Source organism: Pseudomonas sp. BCRC 81390, assembly GCF_030341915.1.
In the GTDB taxonomy this organism is placed as follows: Bacteria; Pseudomonadota; Gammaproteobacteria; order Pseudomonadales; family Pseudomonadaceae; genus Aquipseudomonas.
Genome location: NZ_JATAAG010000010.1, coordinates 86,019 through 111,792, shown reverse-complemented (window position 1 = coordinate 111,792; position 25,774 = coordinate 86,019). Strand labels below are relative to the sequence as shown.

Genomic DNA, 25,774 nt, shown 5'->3' with positions numbered 1-25,774 from the left:
GTCAAAAAGGGGGTTAGAAAGTGCTCTGGATCTTCAGGCCGCCGACCAGGGCGTCATCGACCTGCGACACCCCGCCCGGGTGGCGGATGTACTGCAGGTTGGGGCGTACCGTGAGCCAGTCGGCCAGATGGATGCCGTAGTACAGTTCGGCGCTGTACTCGGTGTCCTGTACTGGCAGGAAACCAGGGTTGTCGTAGTCATCGAGGCCGGCGGCCTGGTTGGCCAGGCGGGCGTTCTTGCGGTAGCCCGGGTTGACGTGCACGCGGGCCAGGGCGAAACCGATGTCGTCCTTGGCGCGGGCATCGAAGGGCCCTTTGAATACCAGTCCAGCCTGCACATAGTTGTCGATGGCATTGGTCTTCTTGTCGTGTACCGTGGCATTGGCGAACAGGCTCAGGCCACGCGACTGGTCGGACGCCAGCGAAGTCACCTGCTGCTGCGCACCGAGCCACACGCCGTGCTTGCTCGAGCTGCTGCGGTAGGCGGCGCCGCTGAGCGCTGCCGGCTGGCCGTTGTTGTCCTTGAGAACATCCTGTGCCTTGGCATTACTGTAGTAGTAGCCGGCGCGATATTCCCCTTTAAGGCCATTGACCCGTGGGCTCCACACCAGTTCGATCGGCATTACCGCGCCCTGGGTGCCGCTGCCGCTGAGCTTGAAGCCGTTGCCGGATTCGAGGTTGGAGGGGTTTTGCTCGAACACGCCGACCTGGGCGTAGAGGGCGTCGCTGAGGTTGTAGCGCACGCGCAGGGCCCATTGGCTGACCGGCCAGTTGTACCAGATGCCACCGACCCAGTTGCCTACCTGAGAGCCGCAGAAGGCCAGGTTCTGGAAGTCGCAGGGGAAGCTGTTGAAGTCCTCGCCTTCGCCGAAACGGCCGAATTTCACGTCCAGCGCGCCGTCGAAGTACTTCTGCTTGATCCACATCTGGGTCAACCGCCAGGTTTCGCCGCGGCCCCAGACTTCCTGGGCCGAGGTGAAACCGCCGACGCGCGGGTCGTTGATGCGGTCGTTGCTGATGTTGTCGCCGTGGCGCTCGGTGATGGTCAGCTGGAATTCGCTGTCGTGCCAGCCGAGGATCTTCTCCAGGTCCAGATGGCTGCCGAAGGTGAACTGGTCGCTGTAGCGCGCGGTGCGATCGTGGTCGTAGCCGCCGTGCAGGTTGCTGCCCATCTCGCCGGTGTAGCCGAGGGTGAAGTCATAGCCTTTTTCCAGCAATTCGTTGCGGCTACCGCCCCAGTCGCCGAGCATCCATGGGGAGTCGCTGGCGAACATTTCGCTGGCAGTGGCGGGGGTTGCCAAGGCACTGAGGGCAAGGCCGATGTAACAGGTTTTGGGCAGTTGGAACATGAGATAGCGCTATCTTCTGATTATCGAATAAACGGCAAGCGCATCGAAGGGCAGGGCCCTCGATGGAAATGGCGACAGGATCGGTTAAATGAAGCGTTTCAGCTTGCGGCGCGGAGGATATAGGGGAAGTTGCAAGAAAAAAAGACAAATTGTCGCAGTGGATTATTCCCCTACCGGTAACAATTGGCGGCGGAGGGGGGCTCTGCCGGCGATCGGGGCGCAAGGCGCCCCGCTATTTCAGAAGGAGGTACGCAGCCCGACTTCCACGCTACGCCCAGGGGCCGGCGCGATATCCCGCAGGATCGAGCTGGCATAGCGCACGGTCTGGTCGGTCAGGTTCTCGCCGCGGATGAACGCCAGCCATTGGCTCTGGCCGATGTCGAAGCGGTAGCCGACACTCGCCGCCAACGTGGTGTAGCCATCGGTGCTGGTTTCGTTGGCCGGCTTGCGATGTTGCGATGCGGCGTGCTGCACGTCGACTCGCGCCTGCCAGCGGTCCAACTCCCAGACCAGGCCGCTGTTCAGGCGCAGTGGGGCGATGCGGGGCAGCGGCTCGCCACTGTCCAGGTTCTTCGCCCGCGTATAGTCGCCCGACAGTTCCAGTGCGAAGCTGCCGTAACGGTTTTCCAGCAGTTGCCAGCGGTCCTGGGCCTCGATGCCATAGAAGCGCGCCCGCACGCCTTGATACTGGTATTCCGGTAAGCCGTCGTGGCCATGATCGTGGTCATGGTCATCCTCGTCATGATCATGACCCTCGCGCAGGTTACCGGTACCGATCAGGCCGATGTAGTTGCGGAAGTGGCTGTAGAACAGCCCGACGCTACCTTTGTGGGTACCGTTGTCGAAGCGCAGTGCCAGGTCCGTGGAAATGGCTTTTTCCTTGTTCAGGCCGGCATCGCCGACTTCGAAGGCACCCGTCGCCACGTGGGCGCCATTGGCGTACAGCTCGTAGAAGGTCGGGGCGCGTTCGGTGTAGCCAAGGTTGGCGGCCAGCGACCAGACCGGGTCGAGTTGGTACACCGCCCCTGAAGACAGGCTGAATGCGTTGAAACTGCTGGCGCTGTCGGCTGCCAGGAAGTTCTCGTTGCCCTTGGCGTCCGGGTCCACGCGGGTGTGCTCCATGCGGGCGCCCAAGCTCAGGTTCAGGCGCTCGGTGGCTTGCCACTGCTCCAGCATGAACAGCGCCAGGCTGTCGGTGTCGGTGTGCGGGACGAAAGCCTCCTCACCCAAGGCGGAGAACTGGTTGCGGCTGACCTGTGCGCCGACCACGCCTTGCACCGGCCCGAGCGGCTGGTGGCGGGCTTCGATGCGTGCTTCGTAGCCCTGGTTCCTGAAGGTGGTATGGACCTCGCCTTGTTCAACTTCGCGGTGTTCGTAATCGGTGTAGCCAGCATCGACCTTGACCGAACTGAACGGGCCGTCGAGGTCGCGCAGTTCGCTGGCGAAGGCATAGTGATCCTGCTGCATGTCCAGGCGCACGCCGGGCTCGGCCACCGAGCCATAGTTGCTGTCGTAACGGCTGTACGACAGGCCTGCATAACCGTGCTCCCAATGGTAGGCGCCACCCACCGCACCACCGTCCTGGCGGCCGTCGCTGTTCTCCAGACGATGTTTGCTGCCCGGCTCGTCGGCGCCACGCACGTTGGAACTGCGGGCATAACCGGGGATGCGCAGGTCATTGAACTGACGGCTGTTGGCATCCAGGTGCAGGGCGAAGGCACCGTTGCCAGCCTCAAGCTTGCCGGCGCTGCTGCGGGTGGTATCGGCGCCACCGTAGCGCAGTTCGCCGGCACCGTGGATGCCATCGATGGGGGCGTCCGGGATGCGGTTGTCGAACGTGTTGACCACGCCACCGATTGCGTTACCGCCGTAGAGCAGGGCGGCCGGACCGCGCACGATCTCGACCCGATCGACGGTGACCGGGTCCAGCGGTACGGCGTGGTCGTAGGACAACGACGAAGCGTCGAGGGCGCCGACGCCATTGCGCAGGATGCGAATGCGGTCGCCGTCCAGGCCTCGGATTACCGGGCGACTGGCGCCAGGGCCAAACCAGGTCGAAGCGACACCAGGCTGCTTGTTCAGGGTTTCACCGAGGCTGCCGTGCTGCTGTTGCAGCAGGTCGTCACCTTCAAGCACGGTGCTCGGGGCGGCCAGTTGTCGGTTACCCAGTGGGTTGGCGGTAATGACTTGAGGTTCGAGCTCCACGGCCTGGCTGGGCGAGGCGGCCAGCCAGAGTGCGACGGCGAGGGGCGAGAGGCGAAGCGGTGTGTACAGCATGGGATGGGGCGTTCCTTGGCGAGTGCTTATGCAATGTTACAACATAACATATTCATTTCAGCACACCGTTTTTGTCCCTGGCCAGCGGTTTTTCTGTTGGTACGACTGATCCCGCCCGCCACTACACTCGTGTAAGGTGCGCATCTTTCCCACGGAGCACTGGCATGAGCACGGCCCAACACAACGCGCTGCACGGCAAGACCCTTGAACAGATCCTCACTGAACTGGTGGCGCACTACCAATGGCAGGGCCTGGCCGAGCGCGTCGATGTGCGTTGTTTCAAGAGCAACCCGAGCATCAAGTCGAGCCTGACCTTCCTGCGCAAGACCCCCTGGGCGCGGGAAAAAGTGGAGCAGCTGTACGTGAAACTGCAGCGCAACGCCTGACATGCCACGCCGTCCCTGGCTGACCGGCATGGCCGTGCTGGGCTGGTTCGGCCTGACCGTGCAGGTGTACCTGGTGCTGCTGGCGCGTTGGCAGGAACAGGCCAGCCTGATGGGCGGCCTGATCAATGTATTCAGCTACTTCACTGTACTGACCAATACCCTGGTGGCGACGGTGCTGAGTTATGCGGCGTTTGGCCGGGAAGGGGCTGGCAAGCGCTTCTTTCTCTCGCCTTCAGTGAGTTCGGCGGTGGCCACCAGCATCGTGCTGGTGGCGCTGGCCTACAGTGTGTTATTGCGCCATCTGTGGCAACCGCAGGGCTGGCAGTGGCTGGCGGACGAGCTGCTGCATGATGTCATGCCGGTGCTGTTTGCCTTGTACTGGTGGGTCGAAACGCCCAAGGGCACGCTGCGGTTATGGCACCTGGCGGCATGGGCGCTGTACCCGATGGTGTATTTCGCCTATGCGCTGTGGCGCGGCAGCCAGATTGGCGTGTATGCCTACCCGTTCATCGACGTAGCAAGCCTGGGATATGCGCAAGTGTTGTGCAATGCCCTGGGGATGCTGGCGGGATTCTGGGGGATCGGGCTGGTGCTGCTGGGGCTGGACAGGTGGGGTACGAGACGTTTACGCGCTCAAGTGTAGGAACGGCCTCGTGTCGCGATGGGGCGCGTAGCGGCCCCTGTTTCAGCCTCGCCGTTGAAATGGCCGGGGGCCGCTTTGCGGCCCCTTTCGCGACACAAGGCCGCTACAGGTCTGCAGTCCCATCGGCACGCCAGTAAGCCGCGGCCTTCAGTGCATTTTCAGGTACGCCCTTTTCCAGCAACAGCGCCTTGGCCTGGCGGGTCAGGGTTTTCTCCAGCGCCACCCAGCCGTACAACCGGCCTGGCGGCAAGCTCAGGTTCTTCACCAGGGTCAGCAGGTCTTCCTGGTGCCGATGTACCCAGATCACTTCCACCAGTGCCTTGCTCGGCAGTGGCTGGCGTTCCTGTTCGTCCTCGATCTGGATGACCGCCAGCACCTGGCGACCTGCGGGCAATTCCTCCAGTCGGCGGCCAATGGCCGGAATGGCGGTTTCGTCGCCGATCAGCAGGTAGCTGTCGAAGATATCCGGTACCACCGTCGAAGCCCGCGGCCCGGCGATGTCCAGCGTATGCCCGGGCGCGGCCTGAGCGGCCCAGGTCGAGGCAGGGCCATCGCCGTGCAACACGAAATCGATGTCCAGTTCGTTGGCCACCAGGTCGACACGGCGGGGCGTGTACTCGCGCATGGTCGGCCGTGCGTCGCCGTCCTTGCCCAGGTTACGGGCTTCGATGGCCCGCTGTTGCTCGGGCGTTTCGGCGAACAGCAGTTTGATGTGGTCATCGCTGCCGACGCTGGTAAAGCCCTGCAGCTCGGCACCGCCCAAGGTGATACGGCGCATGCGCGGGGTCAGTTCGGTAACCCGCAATACCTGCAAGCGGCGTTGGCGGATCTCGTGGTTGACGCGGTAGATGGTGTCACTCATGGGGTGTCTCCCTGACAGGCTCGGTCGGCCCGGCGGCGATGGCTTTGGCGGCATGGTTGAGCAGGTCGCGGACCCGCTCGATTTCTTCCGGCGTCCAGCGGCCACTGTGCAGGTGCAGTGCATGGCGCAGGTTGCCGACCGCTTCGTGGATCTCTGGCGGGCGGTCGTGGCCGCGCAGGGCGCGTTTGCTGACCTCGATGCGCATGCGTACGCCGTCCAGGGCGACAGCCTGTTCGGCCAGGGCGGTGCGGCCGGCATCGGTGATGGCATAGAGGCGTTTGCTGCCCTGCACCTGGCCGCTGATCAGCTCGGCCTCCTCGAGGAAATTCAGCGTGGGGTAGATCACACCGGGGCTTGGGCTGTAGCTGCCATCGAACAGGTTCTCGATCTGGCGGATCAGGTCGTAGCCGTGGCCGGGCTGCTCGGCAAGCAGGGCCAGCATCAACAGTTTGAGGTCGCCAGGGGCGAATACGCGCGGGCCGCGTTCGCCACGGCCGGGGCGCCGCTCGAAAAGGTCGTGGGGGGAATGTTCGCGCATGGGGCGGGGCTCCGTCGTTTGCGATATATCGTAAGATATTACTCAAGATATATCTAAAGACCAGCCCGGCATTGCGGATGATTATCATCTAATTCTTCGATGCATCCTGGTCCGACTGGCCGTTCTGCGCTGCCACCTGCGGCAGCCTGCACTCATTCGGGTTACCCGGTTGCAGGTACGGCATGAGGATCGGGGCCATGCCCTTGAGCACCTGTACCGGCAGCGCCGAAGTGAATGTGAAGGCTTCCGCCGAGCGCCCGGGCACGAACGCGGTCAAGGTGCCGAAGTGGTTGTCGCCCAGGTAGAACACGAACGTAGCGGTACGGTTCAGCGAGCGCGAGCCGATCAGGCGGCCACCGGCGCCAAAACTTTCGATGCGGTTGTCACCAGTACCGGTCTTGCCGCCCATGACCAGTGGCGTGCCGTCCTGCAGCTTGAAGCTGCCGGAAATACGCCGCGCGGTGCCTGCATCCACCACTTGTGACATGGCACCTTTGAGGGCGCGCGCCACTTCCACCGGCAGAATCCGCACGCCCCGGTCCGGGTCGCTGATCAGCTTGGTCTCGTACGGCGTGTTGGCGGCGAAGTGCAGGGTATCGATGCGCAAGGTCGGCAGGCGTACGCCGTCGTTCTGGATGATGCCGACCAGTTCGGAGAGGGCAGCGGGACGGTCGCCCGAGCTACCGATCGCGGTGGCCAGCGAGGGCACCAGGTGGTCGAACGGATAGCCCACACGCTTCCAGCGCTGGTGAATGTCGAGGAACGCTTCGATTTCCACCATGGTGCGAATTCGGCTGTCGCGGGCGCCCTGGTGGCGGCTCTTGAACAGCCAGCCATACACCTCCTGGCGTTCGAAGCGGCTGGCATTGACCATTTCAGTCAAGGTCGAGCTGGGGTTTTTCAGCAGGTAGCCGAGCAGCCACAGGTCCAGGGGGTGGACCTTGGCAATGTAGCCCTGGTCAGGCAAGTCATACTTGCCCGGCCCATAGGCGTCGTACATCTCCGACAGGCGGCCGTCGGTCAGTTTGCCCAGGGCGGCCTTGTCACCCTTGAGGTGGGCGCGGACGAAGGCGTTGAAGGTTTCCTGCCCGGCCTCGGGGAACAGGTAGCGGTGCACCGCAGCCAGCCGCTGCGGGGTGACGCGCATGCTGTCGAGAAAAGTGTCCAGGCGTTGTTGCGAGGTCTTGCGCTGGTATTTCTTCCAGAAGCGCATCAGGTAGTTGGTGCCTTCCTTGTCGGCGAAACGGGCCAGGTATTCCTGGCGGCGCGGGTCGCTGTCGTCCTTGAGCAACGGCAGGCGATTGTACGGCTGCTGGTAGGTCACGTAGCGCACCAGGTCGCGCATCAGGCGGATGAACGGCAGGTTGATCGATTCGCGCAACGCGTCCTTGAGGGTCGGGTTGCGGCTGTTGTCTTCCTTGCGGAAGTTGTTGAACACATGCATGCCCCCGCCCGTGAAGAAGGCTTCGCCGGTGTTGGCCGAATACTTGCGCTCCAGCGCAGCATCGAGCATGGCGTCCAGGCTCTGGTTCTTGCTGTTCTGTGCGAGCCATTCCAGCGCCCACTGGGTGATGCGGTCGAGTTCGGCGACTTCGACTTTCTTAAGCTCGGCGGCAGGTTTGCCGGCGTACTTGTCGTGCAGCTCGGCGATGATCTCCAGGTAGGTGGTGAGTACGCGCAGCTTGGCGGTGGAACCCAGCTCCAGCTTGCTGCCTTCGTTGATGTCGAAAGGCTGGTCGGTGCTGTCGGTTTGCACCCGCACCCGCGAGCCATCGGCAGTGCGCTCGAACAAGGTGAAGCTGTAGCTAACCTGGTCGGTGGTCCTGGGCGTCAGCAGACGCTCACCAATCAGCCCCATCTGCGCGGCGAACGCAGGGTCGGCAAGGTTCTTCAGGTACTGGCTGACCTGCACCTGAAGGTCGGCCTGCAGGGTACTGGTGGCCGACAGGTCGAGGCGGTCGAGGTCATACAACGGGCGGTTGAGCATGGCCGCCAGGCGATTGCGCGCCAGGCTTATGCCCTTGTTCGTGACGATCGGCACGATGGTCGGTTGCGCCACCCAGTCGCGGTAGACCGCCTTGCTGGCCAATGCGGCGTTGGCCAGCGGCTGGTCGATGACCTGGTTGGCAGCCAGAACGCGAATGTGCGCATCGGTCAGCTCCGCCAGCTCGATTCGCCCTTTGGACAGGTAGTGCGAAGGGCGGCGTTGGGCAATCATCAATGACAGAACCTGGCGCAGGGCGAGACCGCGTGCGGCCATGCTTTCGGGGTCACTGGCAGTGGACATCAGGGCCTGGTTGACCTGGTCGAAATCGGCGCCGTACCACACCCGCAGGCCCTCGGCCATACCATGCACTTCGCCATGCCCAGGCACGGCCGACAGCGGCACACTGTTGAGGTAGTCGCGCACGATGCGCTGGCGTGCCTCGGTGGTGTCGGGGCCGCCCTGGTAGGCACGCACGCTGGCAGAAATCATCTGACGGATCTTTTCGGCGCCCGACACGGTCAGGCCGTCTGGTGAATGGCGGTACTTTTCCAGCTGCGTGGCCAGGGTGCTGCCACCTGCGGACTGGCCGGGCAGGGCCAGGTACTTGGCCACCTGGCTATAGGCGGCCTTGGCGAAGCGCGGCCAGTCCACGGCCGGGTTGTTGCGTGGGTCCTTGGTGTCGAGCAGGTCGCGGTTTTCGATGAACAGCAGGCTGTTGACCATCACTGGCGGGATCGATGCGAAGTCCGGATACAGGTGTTGCGGGTACTTGTACTGGTACAGCATGTCGCCGCGGCAATCGGTAATCGACAGCCCCGCCTGGATTTTCTCGATGTAGGGGGCAAACAGCCCATGCGCGACATAATTCATCAGCGCCGGCGAGAAGCGTACCTGCTCGCTGATCAGGTAGTCGCGCTTGAGCAGGCGCGGCAGGAATTCACCCAGGGCGCTGTAGCCCAGGCGTTTGTCGAACGGGCCCTCGCCGGGGTAGACGATGGCATCGCTGGGGCCTGGCTGCAGCGAATAGGTGAGGGTAGTGGCCAGCTTGCTGAATTCCCGTGACTGCAGGTTGGAGGTGCGGAACTCGTCATACGCGGCGAAGCCGATGGCCGCCAGTGCCACCAGCAGGATAAGAATGATCAGCCGCCACCATAGCCGACGTTGACGGGGGGACTTGGGTTGTGGCGTCTCGGCCGGAGGTAGGTCGGGTGCTTCCGTTCTGGTTGGTTCCGATTGCCACAGTGCGCCCATAGTCTTCTATCCGGCCAGGTGTTTTCGTCTTGCTTGTCTGAAGCTTAGACGTTGAGCGGGGCAGGTGAAAAATTTGTAAGAAGCCTAGAAAAGTGCCGTGGGGCTATGCGGCTTTGGTGTGGGTTTCTTCGCCGGACGATGTTGCTATGGTGCCAGGGCAATGCCCAAGAGCGCTTCGTGTCCCGGAAAACTCGCTGATTATTCGGTTATATATAGCGAAAATCCCTACAACGGTGTTCCTATACTGCTTGCCCCTTCGCCCAGCCGGACGCTCTATTCCGGCCCTCGAGCCGGCCCACAAGGCCAGTTCTGCAAGCCAACGCTACGCCTATCGGCCTGGCCGGTGCTGCACGAAGGTCAAATCCAATAACAAAACGAGGTTGTATTGCTATGCCAGTCGGCAACCACCCTGCCCACGGCCAGGCCACTGATGGCGGCCCGCTCAAACGTGAACTGGGCGAACGGCACATCCGTCTGATGGCGCTGGGCGCCTGTATCGGTGTCGGTCTTTTCCTTGGTTCGGCCAAGGCCATCGAAATGGCCGGCCCAGCTATCATGCTGTCCTACATCATCGGTGGCCTGGCCATTCTGGTGATCATGCGCGCCCTTGGTGAAATGGCCGTGCACAATCCTGTCGCCGGCTCGTTCAGCCGTTATGCCCAGGACTACCTCGGCCCGCTGGCGGGCTTCCTTACCGGCTGGAACTATTGGTTCCTGTGGCTGGTGACCTGCGTGGCGGAGATTACCGCGGTCGCCATCTACATGGGCATCTGGTTCCCCGACGTACCGCGCTGGATCTGGGCCCTGGCGGCGCTGGGCAGCATGGGCGCGGTCAACCTGGTGGCGGTCAAGGCGTTCGGTGAATTCGAGTTCTGGTTCGCCTTGATCAAGATCGTCACCATCATCGCCATGGTCCTCGGCGGCATCGGCATCATTGCCTTCGGCCTGGGCAATGACGGTGTGGCAATGGGCATTTCCAACCTGTGGAGCAACGGCGGCTTCATGCCGAATGGCGTCGCCGGGGTACTGATGTCGCTACAGATGGTGATGTTTGCCTACCTGGGCGTGGAAATGATCGGCCTGACCGCTGGTGAAGCGCGCAACCCGCAGAAGACCATTCCGCACGCCATCGGCTCGGTGTTCTGGCGCATCCTGCTGTTCTACGTCGGTGCGCTGTTCGTGATCCTGTCGATCTACCCATGGAACGAAATCGGCAGCCAGGGCAGCCCGTTCGTCATGACCTTCGAGCGCCTCGGTATCAAGACCGCCGCCGGCATCATCAACTTCGTGGTGATTACCGCCGCGCTGTCGTCGTGCAACGGCGGCATCTTCAGCACCGGGCGCATGCTCTACAGCCTGGCGCAGAACGGCCAGGCCCCGGCCGCCTTCGCCCGCACCTCGAACAACGGCGTGCCGCGCAATGCGTTGCTGCTGTCGATCGGCGCGCTGCTGCTGGGCGTGCTGGCCAACTACCTGGTGCCGGAGAAAGTCTTCGTCTGGGTCACTTCGATCGCCACCTTTGGCGCGATCTGGACCTGGGTAATGATTCTGCTGGCGCAGTTGAAATTCCGCGCCGGCCTCAGCAGCGCCGAGCGCAAGGCATTGAAATACCGCATGTGGCTGTGGCCGCTGAGCTCCTACCTGGCCTTGGCCTTCCTGGTGCTGGTGGTCGGCCTGATGGCGTACTTCGAGGATACCCGCGTGGCGCTGTATATCGGCCCGGCGTTCCTGGTGCTGCTGACGGTGCTGTACTACGCCTTGCGCCTGGCGCCGAAAGAAGCGCAGGGCGCGGCGGGCACGGTTTCCTGATGCAGGGTTGCTGGGGCCGCTTTGCGGCCCCAGGTGACTATCAGGCGGCCAGCTCACTGTTCGGTTCAAAGCTGTCCGCCCGCGCCAGCTGCCACATGCGCGAATAGAACTGGCCATTCACCTCGCCGGTCAGCAGTTCCCCCGGCTTCAGGAACACATGCATCTGCGAGAACAGTTTGATCTCGGTCGCGGAGATGCGCCGCACCAGGTGCTTGGCTTCCAGCTGTGCTGGATGCTCCAGGCCCGCTGCTGCAAGCATCTCGGCCAGCGCACGCAAGGTGTTGTGGTGGAAATTGAATACCCGCTGGGCCTTGTCCGGCACTACCAGCGCGCGCTGGCGCAGCGGGTCTTGCGTGGCCACGCCGGTCGGGCACTTGTTGGTGTGGCAGCTCTGCGACTGGATGCAGCCGATGGCGAACATGAAACCGCGCGCCGAGTTGGCCCAGTCGGCACCGATGGCCAGCACGCTGGCGATGTCAAAGGCACTGACAATCTTGCCGCTGGCGCCAAGCTTGATCTTGTCGCGCAGGTTCAGGCCGACCAGGGTGTTGTGCACGAACAGCAGGCCTTCGCGCAACGGTACGCCGATGTGGTCGGTGAACTCTACCGGCGCGGCACCGGTGCCGCCCTCCTTGCCATCGACGACGATGAAATCGGGCAGGATGCCGGTTTCCAGCATGGCCTTGGCGATGCCCATGAACTCCCATGGGTGACCCAGGCAGAACTTGAAGCCCACCGGTTTGCCGCCAGACAGTTCACGCAGCCGGGCGATGAACTGCATCATTTCGATGGGGGTGGAGAAGGCGCTGTGGCGTGACGGTGAAATGCAGTCTTCACCCATCAATACACCACGGGTCTCGGCGATTTCCCGGGTCACCTTGTGCTTGGGCAGGATGCCGCCGTGGCCGGGCTTGGCACCCTGGCTCATCTTGATCTCGATCATCCGCACCTGCGGACTGCGCGCCTGGGCGGCGAAACGTTCGGGGTCGAAGCGCCCATCCGGCGTGCGGCAGCCGAAGTAACCGCTGCCCAGTTCCCAGACCAGGTCGCCACCGTGTTCGCGATGATAGGGGCTGATGCTGCCTTCGCCGGTGTCATGGTGGAAATTGCCCAGCTTGGCGCCCTGGTTGAGCGCGCGAATGGCGTTGGCACTGAGCGAGCCGAAGCTCATGGCCGAAATGTTGAAGATCGACGCCGAATACGGCTGGCTGCACTGCGGCCCGCCGACCACGACGCGGAAGCTTGCCGGGTCGGCCAGTGGCGCCGGACGCATGGAGTGGCCGATGAACTCGAATCCGGACTCGTACACGTCGATCAGGGTGCCGAACGGTTTGTCCGAGGCTTCGTTCTTCGCCCGCGCATACACCAGCGAGCGCTGGGCACGCGAGAACGGCAGGGCATCGCTGTCGGCCTCCAGCAGGTACTGGCGGATTTCCGGGCGAATGGCCTCGACCAGGTAGCGGATGTTGCCCAGGATCGGGTAGTTGCGACGCACCGCATGGCGTTGCTGCAGCAGGTCGAACAGGCCGATCAGGCTGAGGACGGCGCTGGTCAGGGTTAAAGGCCATAACCATTCATGGTGGATGAACGGCAGGCTCGCCAGGGTGAACAGCACACAGGCGGCGAAAAAGGCATAGCGGCTGAGAAGTGACAGGCTCATACAGGGTCCTTGCGATGGCGCGGTCAGGCTCAGGGCCTGGGGCAAACCCCGACCATAGCCAAGTTGCAAGGCTGTGCAAAATTAAATCGCGGTAGCGAGCAGCATGCCCGCGTTGCTACAGGCCGGTGGAGAGCACATCAGAGCGGGGCGCGCAGCAATTTCTGCCGCCAGCTTTCCTGCTCCTGGGCCGGCGCCTCGACCAGGAACGAATAGCGTCCCGCTACCCGAACTGCCACCGCTACACCATCGCGATACAGCAGGCGGTTGCCAGCGACCGCCGGCACCTTCACCCCCGGCAACAACGAACCGATCAGGTTCAACGGGTCACTGGCACTTACTGCTACCAGCGCCCCGTCCTGCTCGCGCCGGCGTACCTGGCGCAGCAGCGCTACCGCCTCCGGCAAGGCGAACTGTTCCCCCGCCAACCCGGCAATGAAGCGCCCGCCACGAATCTCGCCACGCGCCTCCAGCCGGTGGTAGCAACGCAGCAGCTCGCGCCATGGCGGCAGCACGTCGCTTTCGCGGTCCAGCAGACGCCAGCAGACCACCCCATAGCGTTTCAGCAAGGCCCGGGCGATGTGCTCCAGGCGCTGGCTTTCTTCCACCTCAGCGCGGCGCAACAAAGCCCAGCGCCCGGCATTGGACATGCTGCTGGACAGCGGCGGGTGGCCACGTCTGCTGTTGCGGGATGAGCGCTTCGCCGCTGGGGTGATCAGGCTGCGCAAGCCGGTGAAGCTGTCGGCCCCGGCAAGGCCGGCGCCCACCAGCTCTTGCAAGGCCGCCTCGAGTTCGCTGGGCAACAGGTGGGCATCGTGGCTCAGCTCGTCGAAGAACAGCGCGCCCTGTGCCTGCAATACTTCGTGCACGCGTTGCGCCCGCGCGCCGAGGCTGTCCAGGGCGGGCACCGGGGCAAGGCTGCGCCAGACGTTCAGGTGCTGGCGTGGTAGCAGCACCAACGGCGTGCTGGACAAGGTACTGCTCGACACCGTCGTCGCCAGGCGGCTCCAGGCAAACTGCCCGCTGCGACAGGCATCGTCGAGCCAGTGCGGGCTGTAGTCCTCGATGCGTGCCGGCAGCAGTTCGGCCTCCCAGGCGCCGGCCGCGCTCGGAAAGCCTTGCAGCTGGCCCAGCACCTCGGCAACGGCGTCCGGTCCGCGCAGGCGGTGGCCATCGGCCATGTGCTGCCAGTCGAACAGAAAGCGCATGAAGTCCTGCAGGCTGACCGGCTCGATTTCCCGGCGCAGGCGTTTGACCGTGTAGCGGTGGATGCGCGCCAGCAAATGGCGCTCGCACCACTGCAGGTCGCTTGTGCCCGGGCTGAAATGGCCGCGCAGTACATAGCCTTCAGCTTCCAGACGGGCCAGGGCCTGTTCGATGGCCTGCGCCGGCTTGCCCAGCGGTGCGGCAACCTGTGCCTGGGTCAACGGGCCGTGGCCGCTGAGACGGGCGCGCAGCAGTTCGACAAGCGCGCTGTCCGCTTCGGTAGCCTGAGCGAAGCCGGGCAAAACCGCCAGCGCCGGCTCCAGCCGGGCACCGGGGTACAGCGTGTGCAACAGGCCCAAGCGTTCGCGCGCCAGCCACAGCCCTTCTTCCACCAGGCGCATGGCCCGCCCGGCTTTGGCCAACTGGCGCAACAGCATGTCCCAACTGGCGTTTTCCCGCACTTCGTCCTGGCTGATGACGCCCAGCCCCATCAACGCTTCATGCATTTCGTCGGCATTACCGGGCTGTGGCCAGGCCTCCGCGGCCACGGCAGCAATGGCATCGGCATCCAGCGCACCCAGGTCGTCGCCGCTGTGTACCTCATTCCAGCGCCGGTTGAGCACGGCCTGGGTGCGCCGTTCTTCCAGCGGGGCGTCATCCAGGAAGGCATAGGGCCGGGCATTGAGAATGGCCGAAGCCAGCGGCGAAGGGGCCGGCAGGTCGCGGCACAGCAGGCGCACTGCACCGCTTTCCATACGCCGCAGCAGGGCCAGCCAGCCTTCGCTGTCCATCGCTTCGTGCAGGCAGTCGTCCAGGGTTTGCTCGACCAGTGGGTGATCAGGAATCTGCCGCTCGCCGACGAGGTTTTCCAGGCAGGCGATCTGGTCGGGGAACACGGCGGCCACCAGGTCTTCACTCTTTATCCGCTGGACCTGTGGCGCCACCTTGCGCCCGCCGATGAAGCGCGGCAAGGCCATGGCCACGCTGGCGTTCCAGCGCCAGCGCACGCCGAACAACGGCGCATCAAGCAGGGCCTGGACGAGGATCGGCTCGGCGCTGCGGCTGTTCAGGTAACGCCATACCTCGTCCAGTTCGAAACTGTGGCTGGTGGACAGCGACAGCACGATGGCGTCCTCGCTGGCGGCTGCCTGCAACTCGAAATTGAAGGTGCGGCAGAAGCGCTTGCGCAGCGCCAGGCCCCAGGCGCGGTTGATACGGCTGCCATAGGGGGAATGGATGATCAGCTGGGTGCCGCCGGATTCATCGAAGAAGCGCTCCATCACCAGCGTTTCCTGCGAGGGCAGGGCACCGAGCACTTCGCGGGTGCGGGCCAGGTAGTCCAGCAATTGGCTGGCGCTGTCCTGGCCCAGTTCGAAGGTTTCCTGCAACCACGCCAGCACCTCCGCCAGGTTGCCGCCGGCCTGCGCCAGGTGCTGATCGATCTGCGCCTGTAGCCGCGCCACTGCGGCAGACAGCTCGTCACTGCGCCCTGGCGCCTCGCCCAGCCAGAACGGAATGGTCGGCGGCAGGCCTTGCGCATCTTCCACCCGCACCCGCCCCGGTTCCACGCGCAGGATGCGATAGGAGGCGTTACCCAGCTGGAAGATATCGCCGGCGATGCTCTCCACGGCAAAGTCTTCGTTGACGCTGCCGATGTTCAGCGCCTGTGGTTCGAGCAACACCGCGTAGTCGGCGTTGTCGGGGATGGTGCCGCCACTGGTCAGCGCGGTCAGCTGGCTGCCCCGGCGGCCGCGCAAGGTGCCGCTGACCGCGTCGCGGTGCAGGTAGGCGCTGCGCACGCCCTGGCGGCCGTTGTAGCCTTCGGCAAGCATGCGCAACAGGGCCTGGTAGTGTTGCAGGTCGAGCTCGGCATAGGGGGTGGCCTGGCGCAGGCAGTCATACAGGGCCTGTTCGTGCCACACCTGGTTGCTGGCCTCGGCAACGATCTGCTGGGCCAGGACGTCCAGTGGCGCCCGGGGTATATGGAGTTCGTCCAGCTCGCCGCGGCGGACGCAGTCGAGCAGGGCTACGCATTCGATCAGGTCATCGCGAGAGGTCGCGAACAGGCGCCCCTTGGGCACGCCATCGACCTGGTGGCCGGCACGGCCAACCCGCTGCAGGAAGGCCGCGATCGAACCTGGCGAGGCGATCTGGCAGACCAGGTCGATGTCGCCAATGTCAATGCCCAGCTCCAGCGACGCGGTGGCCACCAGCACCTGCAACTGGCCACGTTTCAAGCGTTGCTCCGCATCCAGGCGCAGCTCCTTGGCCAGGCTGCCGTGGTGCGCGGCCACCGCCTCCTTGCCCAGCCGGTCGCTGAGGTGGCGAGTGATGCGTTCGGCCAAGCGCCGGGTATTGACGAACACCAATGTGGTGCGGTGCTGCCGTGCCAGCTCGGCCAGGCGGTCGTAGACCAGGCCCCAGACATCGGTGGCCATCACCGCGCCAAGCGGTACCGGCGGCACTTCGATGGCCAGGTCGCGCTGCCGAGCATGGCCTACATCGACGATCGCGCAGGGGCGCCCGGCGCCGACCAGGAATTGCGCCACCCGTTCGACCGGGCGTTGCGTGGCCGACAGGCCGATACGCCGCAGTGGCCGCCGACACAGGGCCTGCATACGCTCCAGGGTCAATGCCAGGTGGGCGCCGCGCTTGTTGCCGGCCAAGGCGTGGATCTCATCGACGATTACCGTGTGCACGCTGGCCAGGCCCTCACGGCCCGAAGCCGAGCCCATCAGCACGTAGAGTGATTCGGGTGTGGTCACCAGGATGTGCGGTGCCAGCTTGCGCATGGCGGCGCGTTCCTTTTGCGGCGTGTCGCCGGTGCGCACGGCCGTGGTGATGCGCGGGGCGCTGAGGCCCTGTTCGACCAGGGCCTGGCTGATGCCTTCGAGCGGAGCCTGCAGGTTCAGGCGGATATCGTTGGACAGCGCCTTGAGTGGCGAAACGTAGACCACCTGGGTGTGTGCAGGCAGCTCGCCCTGGTGCTCCAGGCCCTGGCGGAACAGTTCGTCGAGCACGGCCAGGAATGCGCTGAGGGTCTTGCCTGAGCCGGTCGGCGCCGCCAGCAGCATCGACTGGCCTGCATGGATCAACGGCCAGGCCTGTGCCTGGGCATCGGTCACCGTGGCGAAGTGACGACGGAACCAGGTGCGCACGGCGGGGTGGAACAGCTCGAGCACCGGGTGGTGTTTGGCGGGCAGGTTCATGTGCTGGTTATGGAGGGTACGGGGCGGGTTGGCAAGGGGCCGTTCGTCAGGCCGGCAGAGCAAACCTTGGGCCTTGTCAGGCCAATGGTCCCATGGGATTCTCCCCGGCCATTGATTCAAGTGAGCCGAACCCATGCCCAACACCATCCGCATCGCCGCCGCCCTGCTGATCGACCCCCAGGGCCGTACCCTGCTGGTACGCAAGCGCGGCACCCAGGCCTTCATGCAGCCCGGCGGCAAGATCGATGCTGGCGAAACCCCGGTACAGGCGCTGGTGCGCGAGCTGCATGAGGAACTGGGCCTGCGCATCGACCCGGCCCAGGCGGTGCACCTGGGCCAATTCAGCGCCCCAGCCGCCAACGAGCCCGGCTTCGAGGTGCAGGCCGAACTGTTCCGTGTCGACAGCGCCGCCGCCGTGGTCCAGGCTGCAGAAATCGAAGAGGTGACATGGCTGGCCGCTGGCCAGACACCCACCATGCCGCTGGCCCCCTTGACCCGCGACCTGATCCTGCCGATGTACCATCAGGCGCTCAACGCACCGCGCTGACCCCATCGAGGGTGGCGAACGAGGTGTCCTTGGCGGTCAACAGGAAGTCCCGCATGTACGGCGCATCGAGCATGTCGGTGCGCACCGCGGCATAAAGCGTGGCGAACAGGCCTTTCTCGCCCAGGCGCTTGCCCTTGACGTAGCCGCGCGAACTGTACTCGTGCAGCGCCCAATGCGGCATGCCGCACACGCCCCGGCCGCTGGCCACCAGTTGCATCATCATCACCGTCAGCTCCGAGGTACGCACGGCGGCTGGCTCGATGTCGGCCGGCTCCAGGAAGCGGGTGAAGATATCCAGGCGGTCACGCTCTACCGGGTAGGTGATCAGCGTCTGGTCGAGCAGGTCCTGCGGCACGATATAGGGCTTGCTGGCCAATGGATGCTGGTTGGCCACCGCCAGCATCGCCTCGTAGGTGAACAGTGGCACGTAAGTGATACCCGCCAGGTCCACCGGGTCGGAGGTCACCACCAGGTCGAGGTCGCCACGGGCCAGGGCCGGCAGCGGGGCGAAGGCAAAGCCGGAGGCGAGGTCCAGTTCCACTTCCGGCCAGGCATCCCGGAACTGGTCAATGGTCGGCATCAGCCACTGGAAGCAGCTATGGCATTCGATGGCCATGTGCAGGCGCCCGGCGGTACCACCGGCCAGGCGGGCGATATCCCGTTCGGCGCTGCGCAGCAGCGGCAGGGTGGCATCGGCCAGTTGCAGCAGGCGCAGCCCGGCGCTGGTGAAGCGGATCGGCTTGGTCTTGCGCACGAATAGGGGCATGCCCAGGCGTTCTTCCAGCTCCTTGAACTGGTGCGAAAGTGCGGACTGGGTCAGGTGCAGGCGTTCAGCGGCCTCCACCAGGCTGTCGGCCTCGCGCAGGGCATGAAGGGTTTTCAGGTGGCGGATCTCCAGCACAGCGACTCCGAGGGTTCAATCTGGGGGAAACAGGGAATGAGTTGAGTTTCCCTCATGTTGCAAACGCTGTCGACTGGGCGTTTGGTCACGCCGTCTGGCGGGCGTCATCAAACTGTCACCGAACTGTGGCAGCGCGCCCGAACAGAATTCATCAGAATCGCGCTCTACTGGGGATCTGCATTCTGGTATTTCTTTCATGCGGGCTTTTTGGCTATTTCTTTTCTTCTTGCTCAGCGTACCTGCGGGTTTCGCCGAGCAGCGCTGTGACGCCCGGGTACCGGTGCAGCGTGCCGAGCTGGGGACGGTGAGCCTGGTCTACCAGAGCGTCGGCGCACCGCGCGACCCTGCCTTGCTGCTAGTCATGGGCCTGGGCGGACAGCTTATCCATTGGCCGGACGACGTGGTCGAGGCGTTGTGCCGCCAGGGCTTTCGGGTGATTCGCTACGACAACCGCGATGTCGGCCTGTCACGCTGGAACCATCTACCGCCATCGGCCAACCTGACGGTCGAACTGCTGCGCTACAAGCTGGGGCTGCCGGTGGCTGCGCCCTATACCCTGAGCGACATGGCGTATGACGGCTTGCGCCTGATGGATGCTTTGGGGGTGCGCCAGTTTCATGTGCTGGGGGTGAGCATGGGCGGCATGATCGCCCAGCACCTCGCGGCCATTGCACCAGGGCGTGTGCGCAGCCTGACGCTGGTCATGTCCAGTTCAGGGGCGGCGGGTTTGCCGGCGCCGGCCCCGGCGCTGGTGCAGCTGCTGGCCCGGCGCAGCGCAGCGAACCGCGAGGTGGCCATCGAGCAGCAGGCCGACCTGTTGGCCGCGCTGGGCAGCCCCGAGGTGCCGGACGACCGTGCCGCCTTGCTGCGGCAAGCGGCGGAAGCCTACGACCGCGCCTTCAACCCTGAGGGGGCCAAGCGCCAGATCATGGCGATACTGGCCGAGCCGAGCCGGGTCGAGTTGCTTGACCAGTTGCGGGTGCCGGCCCTGGTGGTCCATGGCACGGCCGACCCGTTGCTGCCGGTGATGCACGGCGTGCACCTGGCGGCGCATATCCGGGGTAGCCAGCTGCACTTGATACCGGGGCTGGCGCACCGCTTTCAGGAACCGTTCAAGGCGCCGTTGCTGGGGGCGGTGTTGCCTTACCTGCAAGCGCATCGGCAGGACGCCACGCATATCGCCGGGCTTTGAATCGGCGGCGCCTGCTTCGCGGGTACGCCGATATCAGTGCATCCGCACCCACAAGCTCACCAGCACTGTCGCCGCCATCAGCCAGGCGACCGTGGCCAGTGCCAGCGAGGCCTCCAGGCGCATGCGGTCAACCAGCACGTACAAGCTCGCCAGGTACACGAAATATGGAATGATCGACCACATGCCAAACAGGATGGTGGTTTTCAGGTCGGCAATACTGCGCCCCTTGCCGACGATGTAATGGGCGATCAGGGCGAAGGTGGGAAACAGCGGTACCAGCCCGGCAATGTAGTAGTTGCGCGTTTTCGACAGCACTGCCAGCAGCACTACCACGCCAGCGCCAAGGGCGGCTTTGAAGACCAGGTCCACGTTGTCTTTCCGGATTGAGGGTTGAGGTCAGCCGAGGCCGTATTTCTTTACCTTGTCGAACAGCGTGGTCTTGGCCATGCCCAGCTCCTGGCTGGCCTGGCTGAGGTTGCCGCCAGTTCGCTGCAGCGCATCACTGAGCAGGTTGCGCTCGAACGCTTCCACCGCCTCGGCAAAGCCCAAGCCCTGGCTGGCGCCACCGCTGGGGCCTTTCTTGAAGGCAGGCAGACCAAGGGCATAGCGTTCGGCCACGTTGCGCAATTCACGCACGTTGCCCGGCCAGTCATGCGCCATCAAGCGCGACAGGGTCTGGCTGTCCAGCGTTGGTGTCTCACGGTCGAAGCGCAGGGCCGACTGCTGCAGGAAGTGTTCGAACAGTTGCAGGATGTCTTCGCGACGCTCACGCAATGGCGGCAATTCCAGGGTGACCACGTTCAGCCGGTAGTACAGGTCGCTGCGGAACTGGCCGCTCTGGCCCATGGCATCCAGGTCGGACTTGGTTGCAGCGATCACCCGGCAATCCACCGCGATGCTCTGGTTCGAGCCCAGCCGTTCCAGGGTGCGCTCCTGCAATACGCGCAACAGCTTGATCTGCAGGTTGATCGGCATGCTTTCCACTTCGTCGAGGAACAGCGTGCCGCCGTTGGCGTGTTCGATCTTGCCGATGCGGCGTTTGCCAGCACCGGTGAAGGCATTGGCCTCGTGGCCGAAAATCTCGCTTTCGAACAGGTTTTCCGGCAGGCCGCCGCAGTTCAGGGCCACGAACGGCTGGCTGTGCCGGCGGCTGAAATCGTGCAGGCAGCGGGCGACCAGTTCCTTGCCGGTGCCAGTCTCGCCTTCGATCAGCACGTTGGCCGAGGTATCGGCCACGTTGGCAATCAGCTCACGCAGGTGCTCCATCGCCGGCGAGCGGCCAATGATGCGACCCTCCAGGCTGCTTTGCTCCGCCAGCTGGCGGCGCAGGGCGACCACTTCGCGCGACAACCCGCGCTGTTCGAGGGCGCGGCGCACCACGTCGACCAGGCGTTCGGGGGAGAACGGTTTCTCCATGAAGTCGTAGGCACCATTGCGCATGGCACCGACCGCCATGTCGATATCGCCGTGGCCGGTGATCAGCACCACCGGCAGGCTGCGGTCGCGGGCCTTGAGGCGGTTGAGCAGCTCCAGGCCGTCGATGCCCGGCAGGCGGATATCGCTGACGACGATGCCGGCGAAGTCGTCGCCGATGCGTTCCAGCGCCTGCTCGGCGCTGCCCACGCCTTCACAGGCGATGTCTTCCAGGGCCAGGGCCTGTTGGCAGCCGAGCAGCACATGCGGGTCGTCTTCGACGATCAGGACGGTAAGAGGCGCTTGGTTCATGGATGCTCTGCCGATTCGCTAGGGGGGGAAACCAGCGGCAGGGCCAGGACGAAGGCCGTACCGCCGCTGGCGGGATGCTCGACGTTGAGGCTGCCCTTGGCGGCGGCGGCAAGGCTCGCCGACAGGGTCAGGCCCAGGCCCAGGCCGTGTTCGCCCGGTTTGGTGGTGAAGAAAGGTTCGAACAGGTGCTTGCGCGCCTCGCTGTCGATGCCGTGGCCGTTGTCGCGCACCTGTAGACGGTACTTGTCACCCTGCAGCTCACCTTCGAGCCACAATTGCGGCACTGGCTGCGTCGCCATGGCATCCAGGGCGTTACCGATCAGGTTGACCAGTATCTGTTCCAGGCGGGTCTGGTCGATGGCCAGTTGCTGATCCTCGAACTGGTTGTGCACCTGCAGGTGGCAGGCGCTGATGCGGTTGGCCAGCACTTGCAGGGTAGCGTCGACCGCCTTGGCCAGCGAGGCCTGGCCACTGTCGTCACTGCGTCGGGCAAACGAGCGCAGGCTGGCGGTGATGCGGCCCATGCGGTCGATCAGGTCGTTCATGGTGCGCAGGTTGGTACTGGCGGTTTCCAGCGCACCACGTTCAAGGAAGCGTACGGTGTTGCCGGACAAGGTGCGCAGCGCCGCCAGCGGCTGGTTCAGTTCATGGGCAATGCTGGTGGACATCTGCCCGATGGCGGCCAGCTTGCCGGCCTGCACCAGTTCATCCTGGGCGTGGCGCAGGGTCTGCTCGGCGTGCCGGCGCTCGCGAATCTGGCCTTTCAGGCGTTCGTTGCTGGCGCGCAGGTCGGCGGTGCGCTCGGCAATCCGTCGCTCCAGCTGGCTGTTGGCTTCCTGCAACGCCTCGCGGGCTGCCAGGCGGGTGGCGATCACCTTGCGTCGCTCGTTCCAGGCAATGCCGAGGATCGCCAGCAGGGCGAACGCCACGCCCACCAGAATACCCTGCACCATGGATTCGCGGCGCAGGTCCTGCAACGGGGTCAGCAGGGTGAAGTGCCAGGGTGTATCGGCCAGGCGTCGGGTCTGCGCCAGGTAGGCCATCTCGCGGGGCTTGCCCTGTGCGGTTTCGCTGTTGGCCGGGAAGGTCAGTTTTTCCACGCCATCGGCCAGGATTTCCCGGGCCAGCGGTTGTAACTCGTTCAGCGGCCACCAGTAGTATTGCAGGCTGCGCGCCAGGCGCTCCTTGATCTGCGGGGACAGCGGGCGCACCGACTTCAGGCGCCGCGCCGGGTCGCTGGAGAGGATGATGATGCCGTTCTCGTCGCTGACGAACGCTTCCAGGCGGGCACGTTGCCAGCGTTCTTCTAGGGTATCCAGGCGCACCTTGATCACGGCCACGCCAATGATCTTGCCATGCTCTTCCAGGCCATGGGCCAGGTAGTAGCCGGCTTCTCCGGTGGTGCTGCCGATGCCGTAGAAGCGCCCGGGCTCGCCGCGTACGGCGGTCTGGAAATAGGCGCGGAACGACAGGTCCTCACCGAGGAACGAATCGGCATCACGCCAGTTGCTGGTGGCCTGCACCCGGCCATTGGTGTCGAGCACGAAAATAGCCCGACTGCGGCTGCGCCGGTTCAGGCCTTCGAGGTATTCGTTGACGGTCTGACGCGAACCGCCGTCAGGGTCGGTGAGCAACTGCGAGACGCTGTCTTCCAGTTCGAGCAGGCTCGGCAGGTAGGTGTACTTGCTGATTTCGCTTTCGACCGTGCGCGCATGCAGCTCCAGCTGGCGCTCGCCATTTTCGCTGAGAATGCGGATGCCGTTGCTCTCGCTGATCAGGTAGCCAGCCAACCCCAGGCCGACCATCAACAGGATGATCAGCGGCGGCAACAGCAATTGACGAAGCAGGCGGGATTTCACGGCAGGCTTGGCAGGGAGAAGAAGCGAAGGATCGCATTTCATCACAGTGGCCTTGTCACGACCAGCGCCACTGCCGCAAAGGGCAGCGGCGCCGACCGGTTCAATGAAGCAAAATCAATGCTGCAGGATCTTGCTGAGGAAGTGCTGGGTACGCTCGTGGCGGGCGCTCGGGTTACCGAAGAAGTCTTCCTTCTGGCAGTCCTCGATGATGTTGCCCTTGTCCATGAAAATCACGCGGTTGGCCACTTTGCGAGCGAAGCCCATTTCGTGGGTCACGCACATCATGGTCATGCCCTCATGGGCCAGCTCGACCATCACGTCCAGTACTTCGTTGACCATTTCCGGGTCCAGCGCCGAGGTCGGCTCGTCGAACAGCATGACGATCGGGTCCATCGACAGGGCGCGGGCGATCGCCACGCGCTGTTGCTGGCCGCCGGAGAGCTGGCCGGGGTGCTTCTTGGCGTGGGCACCGAGGCCGACGCGGTCCAGCAGGGCCAGGCCTTTCTTGGTCGCTTCCGCTTCGCTGCGGCCGAGCACCTTGCGCTGGGCGATGGTCAGGTTTTCGGTGATCGACAGGTGCGGGAACAGCTCGAAATGCTGGAACACCATGCCAACCCGTGAACGCAGCTTGGGCAGGTTGGTCTTGGGGTCGGCGATCGAGGTGCCGTCGACCACGATGTCACCTTTCTGGAACGGCTCCAGGGCGTTGACGCACTTGATCAGGGTGGACTTGCCCGAGCCCGACGGGCCGCAGACCACCACCACTTCACCCTTCTTGACCTCGGTGCTGCAGTCGGTCAGTACCTGGAAGTCCCCGTACCACTTGTTGACGTTCTTGATGGAAATCATACGGCGATCCTTTTTTGCAGGCGCTTGACCAGCCACGAAGCGGAGAAGCTGATGAGGAAATACACGACACCGGCGAAGATCAGGAACTCATGGGAGCGCCCGATGATGTCACCGTTGGAGCGTGCCGAGTTGAGGAAGTCCACCAGGCCCACGGTATAGACCAGCGAGGTGTCCTGGAACAGGATGATGCTCTGCTGCAGCAGCAGCGGGGTCATCTTGCGGAAGGCCTGGGGCAGGATGATCAGGCGCATGGTCTGGCCGTAGGTCATGCCCAGCGCCTGGGCGGCGCCCATCTGGCCCTTGGAGATCGACTGCACGCCGGCGCGGACGATTTCGCAGAAGTACGCGGCCTCGAACATCATGAATGCCACCACGCACGAGGTGAAGGCACCGACCGGGGTGTCCTCGCCGGTGATCCAGCGCAGCACGAACGGCACCGCCAGGTAGAACCAGGTGATGACCAGCAGCAGCGGGATCGAGCGGAAGTAGTTGACGTAGGCACCGGCCAGGTTCGACAGCAGCTTGTTCGACGACAGGCGCATCAGGGCCAGGATGGTCCCCAGCACAATGCCGCCGACCACGCCCATGATCATCAACTGCAGGGTCATGACCATGCCTTCCCACAGGGCGGGCAGGGCCGGGATGATTTCGCTGAAATCCATGTCCATTTATTTGCCCCCTACGGAAATCAGGCCGGGCACCGAGACTTTCTTCTCGACCATGCGCATCAGCAGCATCAGGCCCATGTTCAGGGTGAAGTAGATCAGCGTGGCCAGGGTGAAGGCTTCGAACAGGTTGGCCGAAAATTCGGCGGTCTGCTTGGTTTGTGCCAGCAGCTCCATCAGGCCGATCAAGGATGCCACCGAGGAGTTCTTGAACACGTTCAGGAACTCGGAGGTCAGCGGCGGAATGATGATCCGGTAGGCTTGCGGCAGCAGCACGTTGGTGTAGATCTGCGGCAGGCTGAAGCCCATGGCGCGGGCAGCGGCTTCCTGGCCGCGGGGCAGCGCCTGGATACCGGTACGCACTTGCTCGCAGACACGCGCGGCGGTGAACAGGCCCAGGCAGATGACCACGCTGATCAACGCCGAAGTGGTCGGGTTGAGGTCCTGCTTGAACCATTCCTGCAGCCCTTCGGGCAGCAGGTCTGGCACCAGGAAGTACCAGATGAACAGCTGCACCAGCAGCGGCACGTTGCGGAACAGCTCGACATAGGCGGTGGCGATACCTGATACCAGACGGTTCGGCACGGTACGCATGACGCCGAGGATCGAACCCAGCAGCAAGGCGATGATCCAGGCGGAGATGGCAATGGCGATGGTCCAGCCCAGACCGGTGACGTACCAGTCCAGATAGGTCTCGCTGCCCACGCCGGTGGACTTGAAGAACACGCCCCAGTCCCAGTTGTAATTCATCGGGATTTCCCCTCAGACGGTTGTTTCACGGGCACCTTCCAACATCCGAGGGCACACGGCCCTCGGATGAAAGGTTAGACACTAACGGGTGGCCTGCCGGTTTAATTGGCGCT

At 64.1% G+C, this 25,774-nt stretch carries 19 protein-coding genes; 5 read left to right on the top strand and 14 right to left on the bottom strand.

Annotation, left to right across the window (positions count from 1 at the left end):
* Positions 1 to 13: 13 nt before the first annotated feature.
* The gene (locus tag QSV36_RS04970; RefSeq protein WP_289130418.1) at positions 14 to 1,348 is read right to left on the bottom strand and encodes a carbohydrate porin; all 1,335 of its coding nucleotides are present in this window, start codon (positions 1,346 to 1,348) and stop codon (positions 14 to 16) included.
* A 237-nt stretch (positions 1,349 to 1,585) separates the two neighbouring features.
* Positions 1,586 to 3,625 carry a TonB-dependent receptor gene (locus QSV36_RS04965; protein WP_289130415.1) on the bottom strand — a complete coding sequence of 680 codons (2,040 nt, stop codon included), beginning with the start codon at positions 3,623 to 3,625 and terminating at the stop codon, positions 1,586 to 1,588.
* 164 nt (positions 3,626 to 3,789) lie between these two features.
* On the opposite strand from QSV36_RS04965, the gene QSV36_RS04960 reads away from it, so the two are divergent.
* Both QSV36_RS04960 and QSV36_RS04955 read left to right on the top strand, forming a co-directional pair.
* Positions 3,790 to 4,011 carry a VF530 family protein gene (locus QSV36_RS04960; RefSeq protein WP_133332077.1) on the top strand — a complete coding sequence of 74 codons (222 nt, stop codon included), beginning with the start codon at positions 3,790 to 3,792 and terminating at the stop codon, positions 4,009 to 4,011.
* Between the two features lies 1 nt (position 4,012).
* On the top strand, positions 4,013 to 4,654 hold the full coding sequence (locus tag QSV36_RS04955; protein WP_200626796.1) for a Pr6Pr family membrane protein: 642 nt from the start codon (positions 4,013 to 4,015) through the stop codon (positions 4,652 to 4,654).
* Positions 4,655 to 4,757: 103 nt separating this feature from the next.
* Here the strand turns inward: QSV36_RS04955 and QSV36_RS04950 are convergent, their stop codons facing one another.
* The 3 genes from QSV36_RS04950 to QSV36_RS04940 all read right to left on the bottom strand — a co-directional run bounded on the left by QSV36_RS04950 (position 4,758) and on the right by QSV36_RS04940 (position 9,292).
* Complete coding sequence (locus QSV36_RS04950) at positions 4,758 to 5,516, bottom strand: siderophore-interacting protein (RefSeq protein WP_289130408.1); 759 nt, start codon at positions 5,514 to 5,516, stop codon at positions 4,758 to 4,760.
* Positions 5,509 to 6,054: a PadR family transcriptional regulator gene (locus QSV36_RS04945; RefSeq protein ID WP_289130406.1), complete on the bottom strand. Its 546-nt coding sequence runs from the start codon at positions 6,052 to 6,054 to the stop codon at positions 5,509 to 5,511. The genes QSV36_RS04950 and QSV36_RS04945 overlap by 8 nt, the downstream gene beginning before the upstream one ends.
* Positions 6,055 to 6,142: 88 nt before the next feature.
* Positions 6,143 to 9,292 carry a transglycosylase domain-containing protein gene (locus QSV36_RS04940; RefSeq protein ID WP_289130404.1) on the bottom strand — a complete coding sequence of 1,050 codons (3,150 nt, stop codon included), beginning with the start codon at positions 9,290 to 9,292 and terminating at the stop codon, positions 6,143 to 6,145.
* A gap of 390 nt (positions 9,293 to 9,682) precedes the next feature.
* On the opposite strand from QSV36_RS04940, the gene QSV36_RS04935 reads away from it, so the two are divergent.
* Complete coding sequence (locus tag QSV36_RS04935) at positions 9,683 to 11,101, top strand: amino acid permease (RefSeq protein WP_289130402.1); 1,419 nt, start codon at positions 9,683 to 9,685, stop codon at positions 11,099 to 11,101.
* Between the two features lie 40 nt (positions 11,102 to 11,141).
* Here QSV36_RS04935 and QSV36_RS04930 read toward each other — a convergent pair whose 3' ends face one another.
* Positions 11,142 to 12,761, bottom strand: coding sequence for an FMN-binding glutamate synthase family protein (locus QSV36_RS04930; RefSeq protein WP_289130400.1), 1,620 nt, complete (start codon positions 12,759 to 12,761; stop codon positions 11,142 to 11,144).
* Positions 12,762 to 12,898: 137 nt separating this feature from the next.
* Positions 12,899 to 17,173, bottom strand: coding sequence for a DEAD/DEAH box helicase (locus tag QSV36_RS04925; RefSeq protein ID WP_289130397.1), 4,275 nt, complete (start codon positions 17,171 to 17,173; stop codon positions 12,899 to 12,901).
* 133 nt (positions 17,174 to 17,306) lie between these two features.
* Here QSV36_RS04925 and QSV36_RS04920 point away from each other — a divergent pair, with 133 nt between their 5' ends.
* Positions 17,307 to 17,720, top strand: a complete 414-nt coding sequence (locus QSV36_RS04920; protein WP_289130394.1) for an NUDIX hydrolase — start codon at positions 17,307 to 17,309, stop codon at positions 17,718 to 17,720.
* On the opposite strand, the gene metR is transcribed toward QSV36_RS04920, so the two are convergent.
* Positions 17,704 to 18,621 carry a transcriptional regulator MetR gene (metR, locus tag QSV36_RS04915; protein ID WP_170031974.1) on the bottom strand — a complete coding sequence of 306 codons (918 nt, stop codon included), beginning with the start codon at positions 18,619 to 18,621 and terminating at the stop codon, positions 17,704 to 17,706. The genes QSV36_RS04920 and metR overlap by 17 nt on opposite strands.
* Positions 18,622 to 18,817: 196 nt before the next feature.
* On the opposite strand from metR, the gene QSV36_RS04910 reads away from it, so the two are divergent.
* Positions 18,818 to 19,813: an alpha/beta fold hydrolase gene (locus tag QSV36_RS04910; protein ID WP_289130391.1), complete on the top strand. Its 996-nt coding sequence runs from the start codon at positions 18,818 to 18,820 to the stop codon at positions 19,811 to 19,813.
* Positions 19,814 to 19,846: 33 nt separating this feature from the next.
* Here the strand turns inward: QSV36_RS04910 and QSV36_RS04905 are convergent, their stop codons facing one another.
* The 6 genes from QSV36_RS04905 to QSV36_RS04880 all read right to left on the bottom strand — a co-directional run bounded on the left by QSV36_RS04905 (position 19,847) and on the right by QSV36_RS04880 (position 25,661).
* On the bottom strand, positions 19,847 to 20,182 hold the full coding sequence (locus QSV36_RS04905) for a GlpM family protein (RefSeq protein WP_289130389.1): 336 nt from the start codon (positions 20,180 to 20,182) through the stop codon (positions 19,847 to 19,849).
* A gap of 27 nt (positions 20,183 to 20,209) precedes the next feature.
* Entirely contained in the window at positions 20,210 to 21,538 is a 1,329-nt protein-coding gene (aauR, locus tag QSV36_RS04900; RefSeq protein WP_289130387.1) for a two-component response regulator AauR, read from the bottom strand.
* Complete coding sequence (aauS, locus tag QSV36_RS04895) at positions 21,535 to 23,439, bottom strand: two-component sensor histidine kinase AauS (protein ID WP_289130384.1); 1,905 nt, start codon at positions 23,437 to 23,439, stop codon at positions 21,535 to 21,537. The genes aauR and aauS overlap by 4 nt, the downstream gene beginning before the upstream one ends.
* A 72-nt stretch (positions 23,440 to 23,511) precedes the next feature.
* Positions 23,512 to 24,246 carry an amino acid ABC transporter ATP-binding protein gene (locus tag QSV36_RS04890; protein WP_003258023.1) on the bottom strand — a complete coding sequence of 245 codons (735 nt, stop codon included), beginning with the start codon at positions 24,244 to 24,246 and terminating at the stop codon, positions 23,512 to 23,514.
* Positions 24,243 to 24,914, bottom strand: a complete 672-nt coding sequence (locus QSV36_RS04885) for an amino acid ABC transporter permease (RefSeq protein WP_225779007.1) — start codon at positions 24,912 to 24,914, stop codon at positions 24,243 to 24,245. The genes QSV36_RS04890 and QSV36_RS04885 overlap by 4 nt, the downstream gene beginning before the upstream one ends.
* Positions 24,915 to 25,661 carry an amino acid ABC transporter permease gene (locus QSV36_RS04880; RefSeq protein ID WP_225779006.1) on the bottom strand — a complete coding sequence of 249 codons (747 nt, stop codon included), beginning with the start codon at positions 25,659 to 25,661 and terminating at the stop codon, positions 24,915 to 24,917.
* Between the last annotated feature and the right edge of the window lie 113 nt (positions 25,662 to 25,774).

What these genes read in the sequence shown, in the direction of transcription:
- QSV36_RS04970 (WP_289130418.1), bottom strand. Translation starts at nt 1,348, where the DNA reads ATGTTCCAACTGCCCAAAACCTGTTACATCGGCCTTGCCCTCAGTGCC.
- QSV36_RS04965 (WP_289130415.1), bottom strand. Translation starts at nt 3,625, where the DNA reads ATGCTGTACACACCGCTTCGCCTCTCGCCCCTCGCCGTCGCACTCTGG.
- QSV36_RS04960 (WP_133332077.1), top strand. Translation starts at nt 3,790, where the DNA reads ATGAGCACGGCCCAACACAACGCGCTGCACGGCAAGACCCTTGAACAG.
- QSV36_RS04955 (WP_200626796.1), top strand. Translation starts at nt 4,013, where the DNA reads ATGCCACGCCGTCCCTGGCTGACCGGCATGGCCGTGCTGGGCTGGTTC.
- QSV36_RS04950 (WP_289130408.1), bottom strand. Translation starts at nt 5,516, where the DNA reads ATGAGTGACACCATCTACCGCGTCAACCACGAGATCCGCCAACGCCGC.
- QSV36_RS04945 (WP_289130406.1), bottom strand. Translation starts at nt 6,054, where the DNA reads ATGCGCGAACATTCCCCCCACGACCTTTTCGAGCGGCGCCCCGGCCGT.
- QSV36_RS04940 (WP_289130404.1), bottom strand. Translation starts at nt 9,292, where the DNA reads ATGGGCGCACTGTGGCAATCGGAACCAACCAGAACGGAAGCACCCGAC.
- QSV36_RS04935 (WP_289130402.1), top strand. Translation starts at nt 9,683, where the DNA reads ATGCCAGTCGGCAACCACCCTGCCCACGGCCAGGCCACTGATGGCGGC.
- QSV36_RS04930 (WP_289130400.1), bottom strand. Translation starts at nt 12,761, where the DNA reads ATGAGCCTGTCACTTCTCAGCCGCTATGCCTTTTTCGCCGCCTGTGTG.
- QSV36_RS04925 (WP_289130397.1), bottom strand. Translation starts at nt 17,173, where the DNA reads ATGAACCTGCCCGCCAAACACCACCCGGTGCTCGAGCTGTTCCACCCC.
- QSV36_RS04920 (WP_289130394.1), top strand. Translation starts at nt 17,307, where the DNA reads ATGCCCAACACCATCCGCATCGCCGCCGCCCTGCTGATCGACCCCCAG.
- QSV36_RS04910 (WP_289130391.1), top strand. Translation starts at nt 18,818, where the DNA reads ATGCGGGCTTTTTGGCTATTTCTTTTCTTCTTGCTCAGCGTACCTGCG.
- aauR (WP_289130387.1), bottom strand. Translation starts at nt 21,538, where the DNA reads ATGAACCAAGCGCCTCTTACCGTCCTGATCGTCGAAGACGACCCGCAT.
- aauS (WP_289130384.1), bottom strand. Translation starts at nt 23,439, where the DNA reads ATGAAATGCGATCCTTCGCTTCTTCTCCCTGCCAAGCCTGCCGTGAAA.
- QSV36_RS04890 (WP_003258023.1), bottom strand. Translation starts at nt 24,246, where the DNA reads ATGATTTCCATCAAGAACGTCAACAAGTGGTACGGGGACTTCCAGGTA.
- QSV36_RS04885 (WP_225779007.1), bottom strand. Translation starts at nt 24,914, where the DNA reads ATGGACATGGATTTCAGCGAAATCATCCCGGCCCTGCCCGCCCTGTGG.
- QSV36_RS04880 (WP_225779006.1), bottom strand. Translation starts at nt 25,661, where the DNA reads ATGAATTACAACTGGGACTGGGGCGTGTTCTTCAAGTCCACCGGCGTG.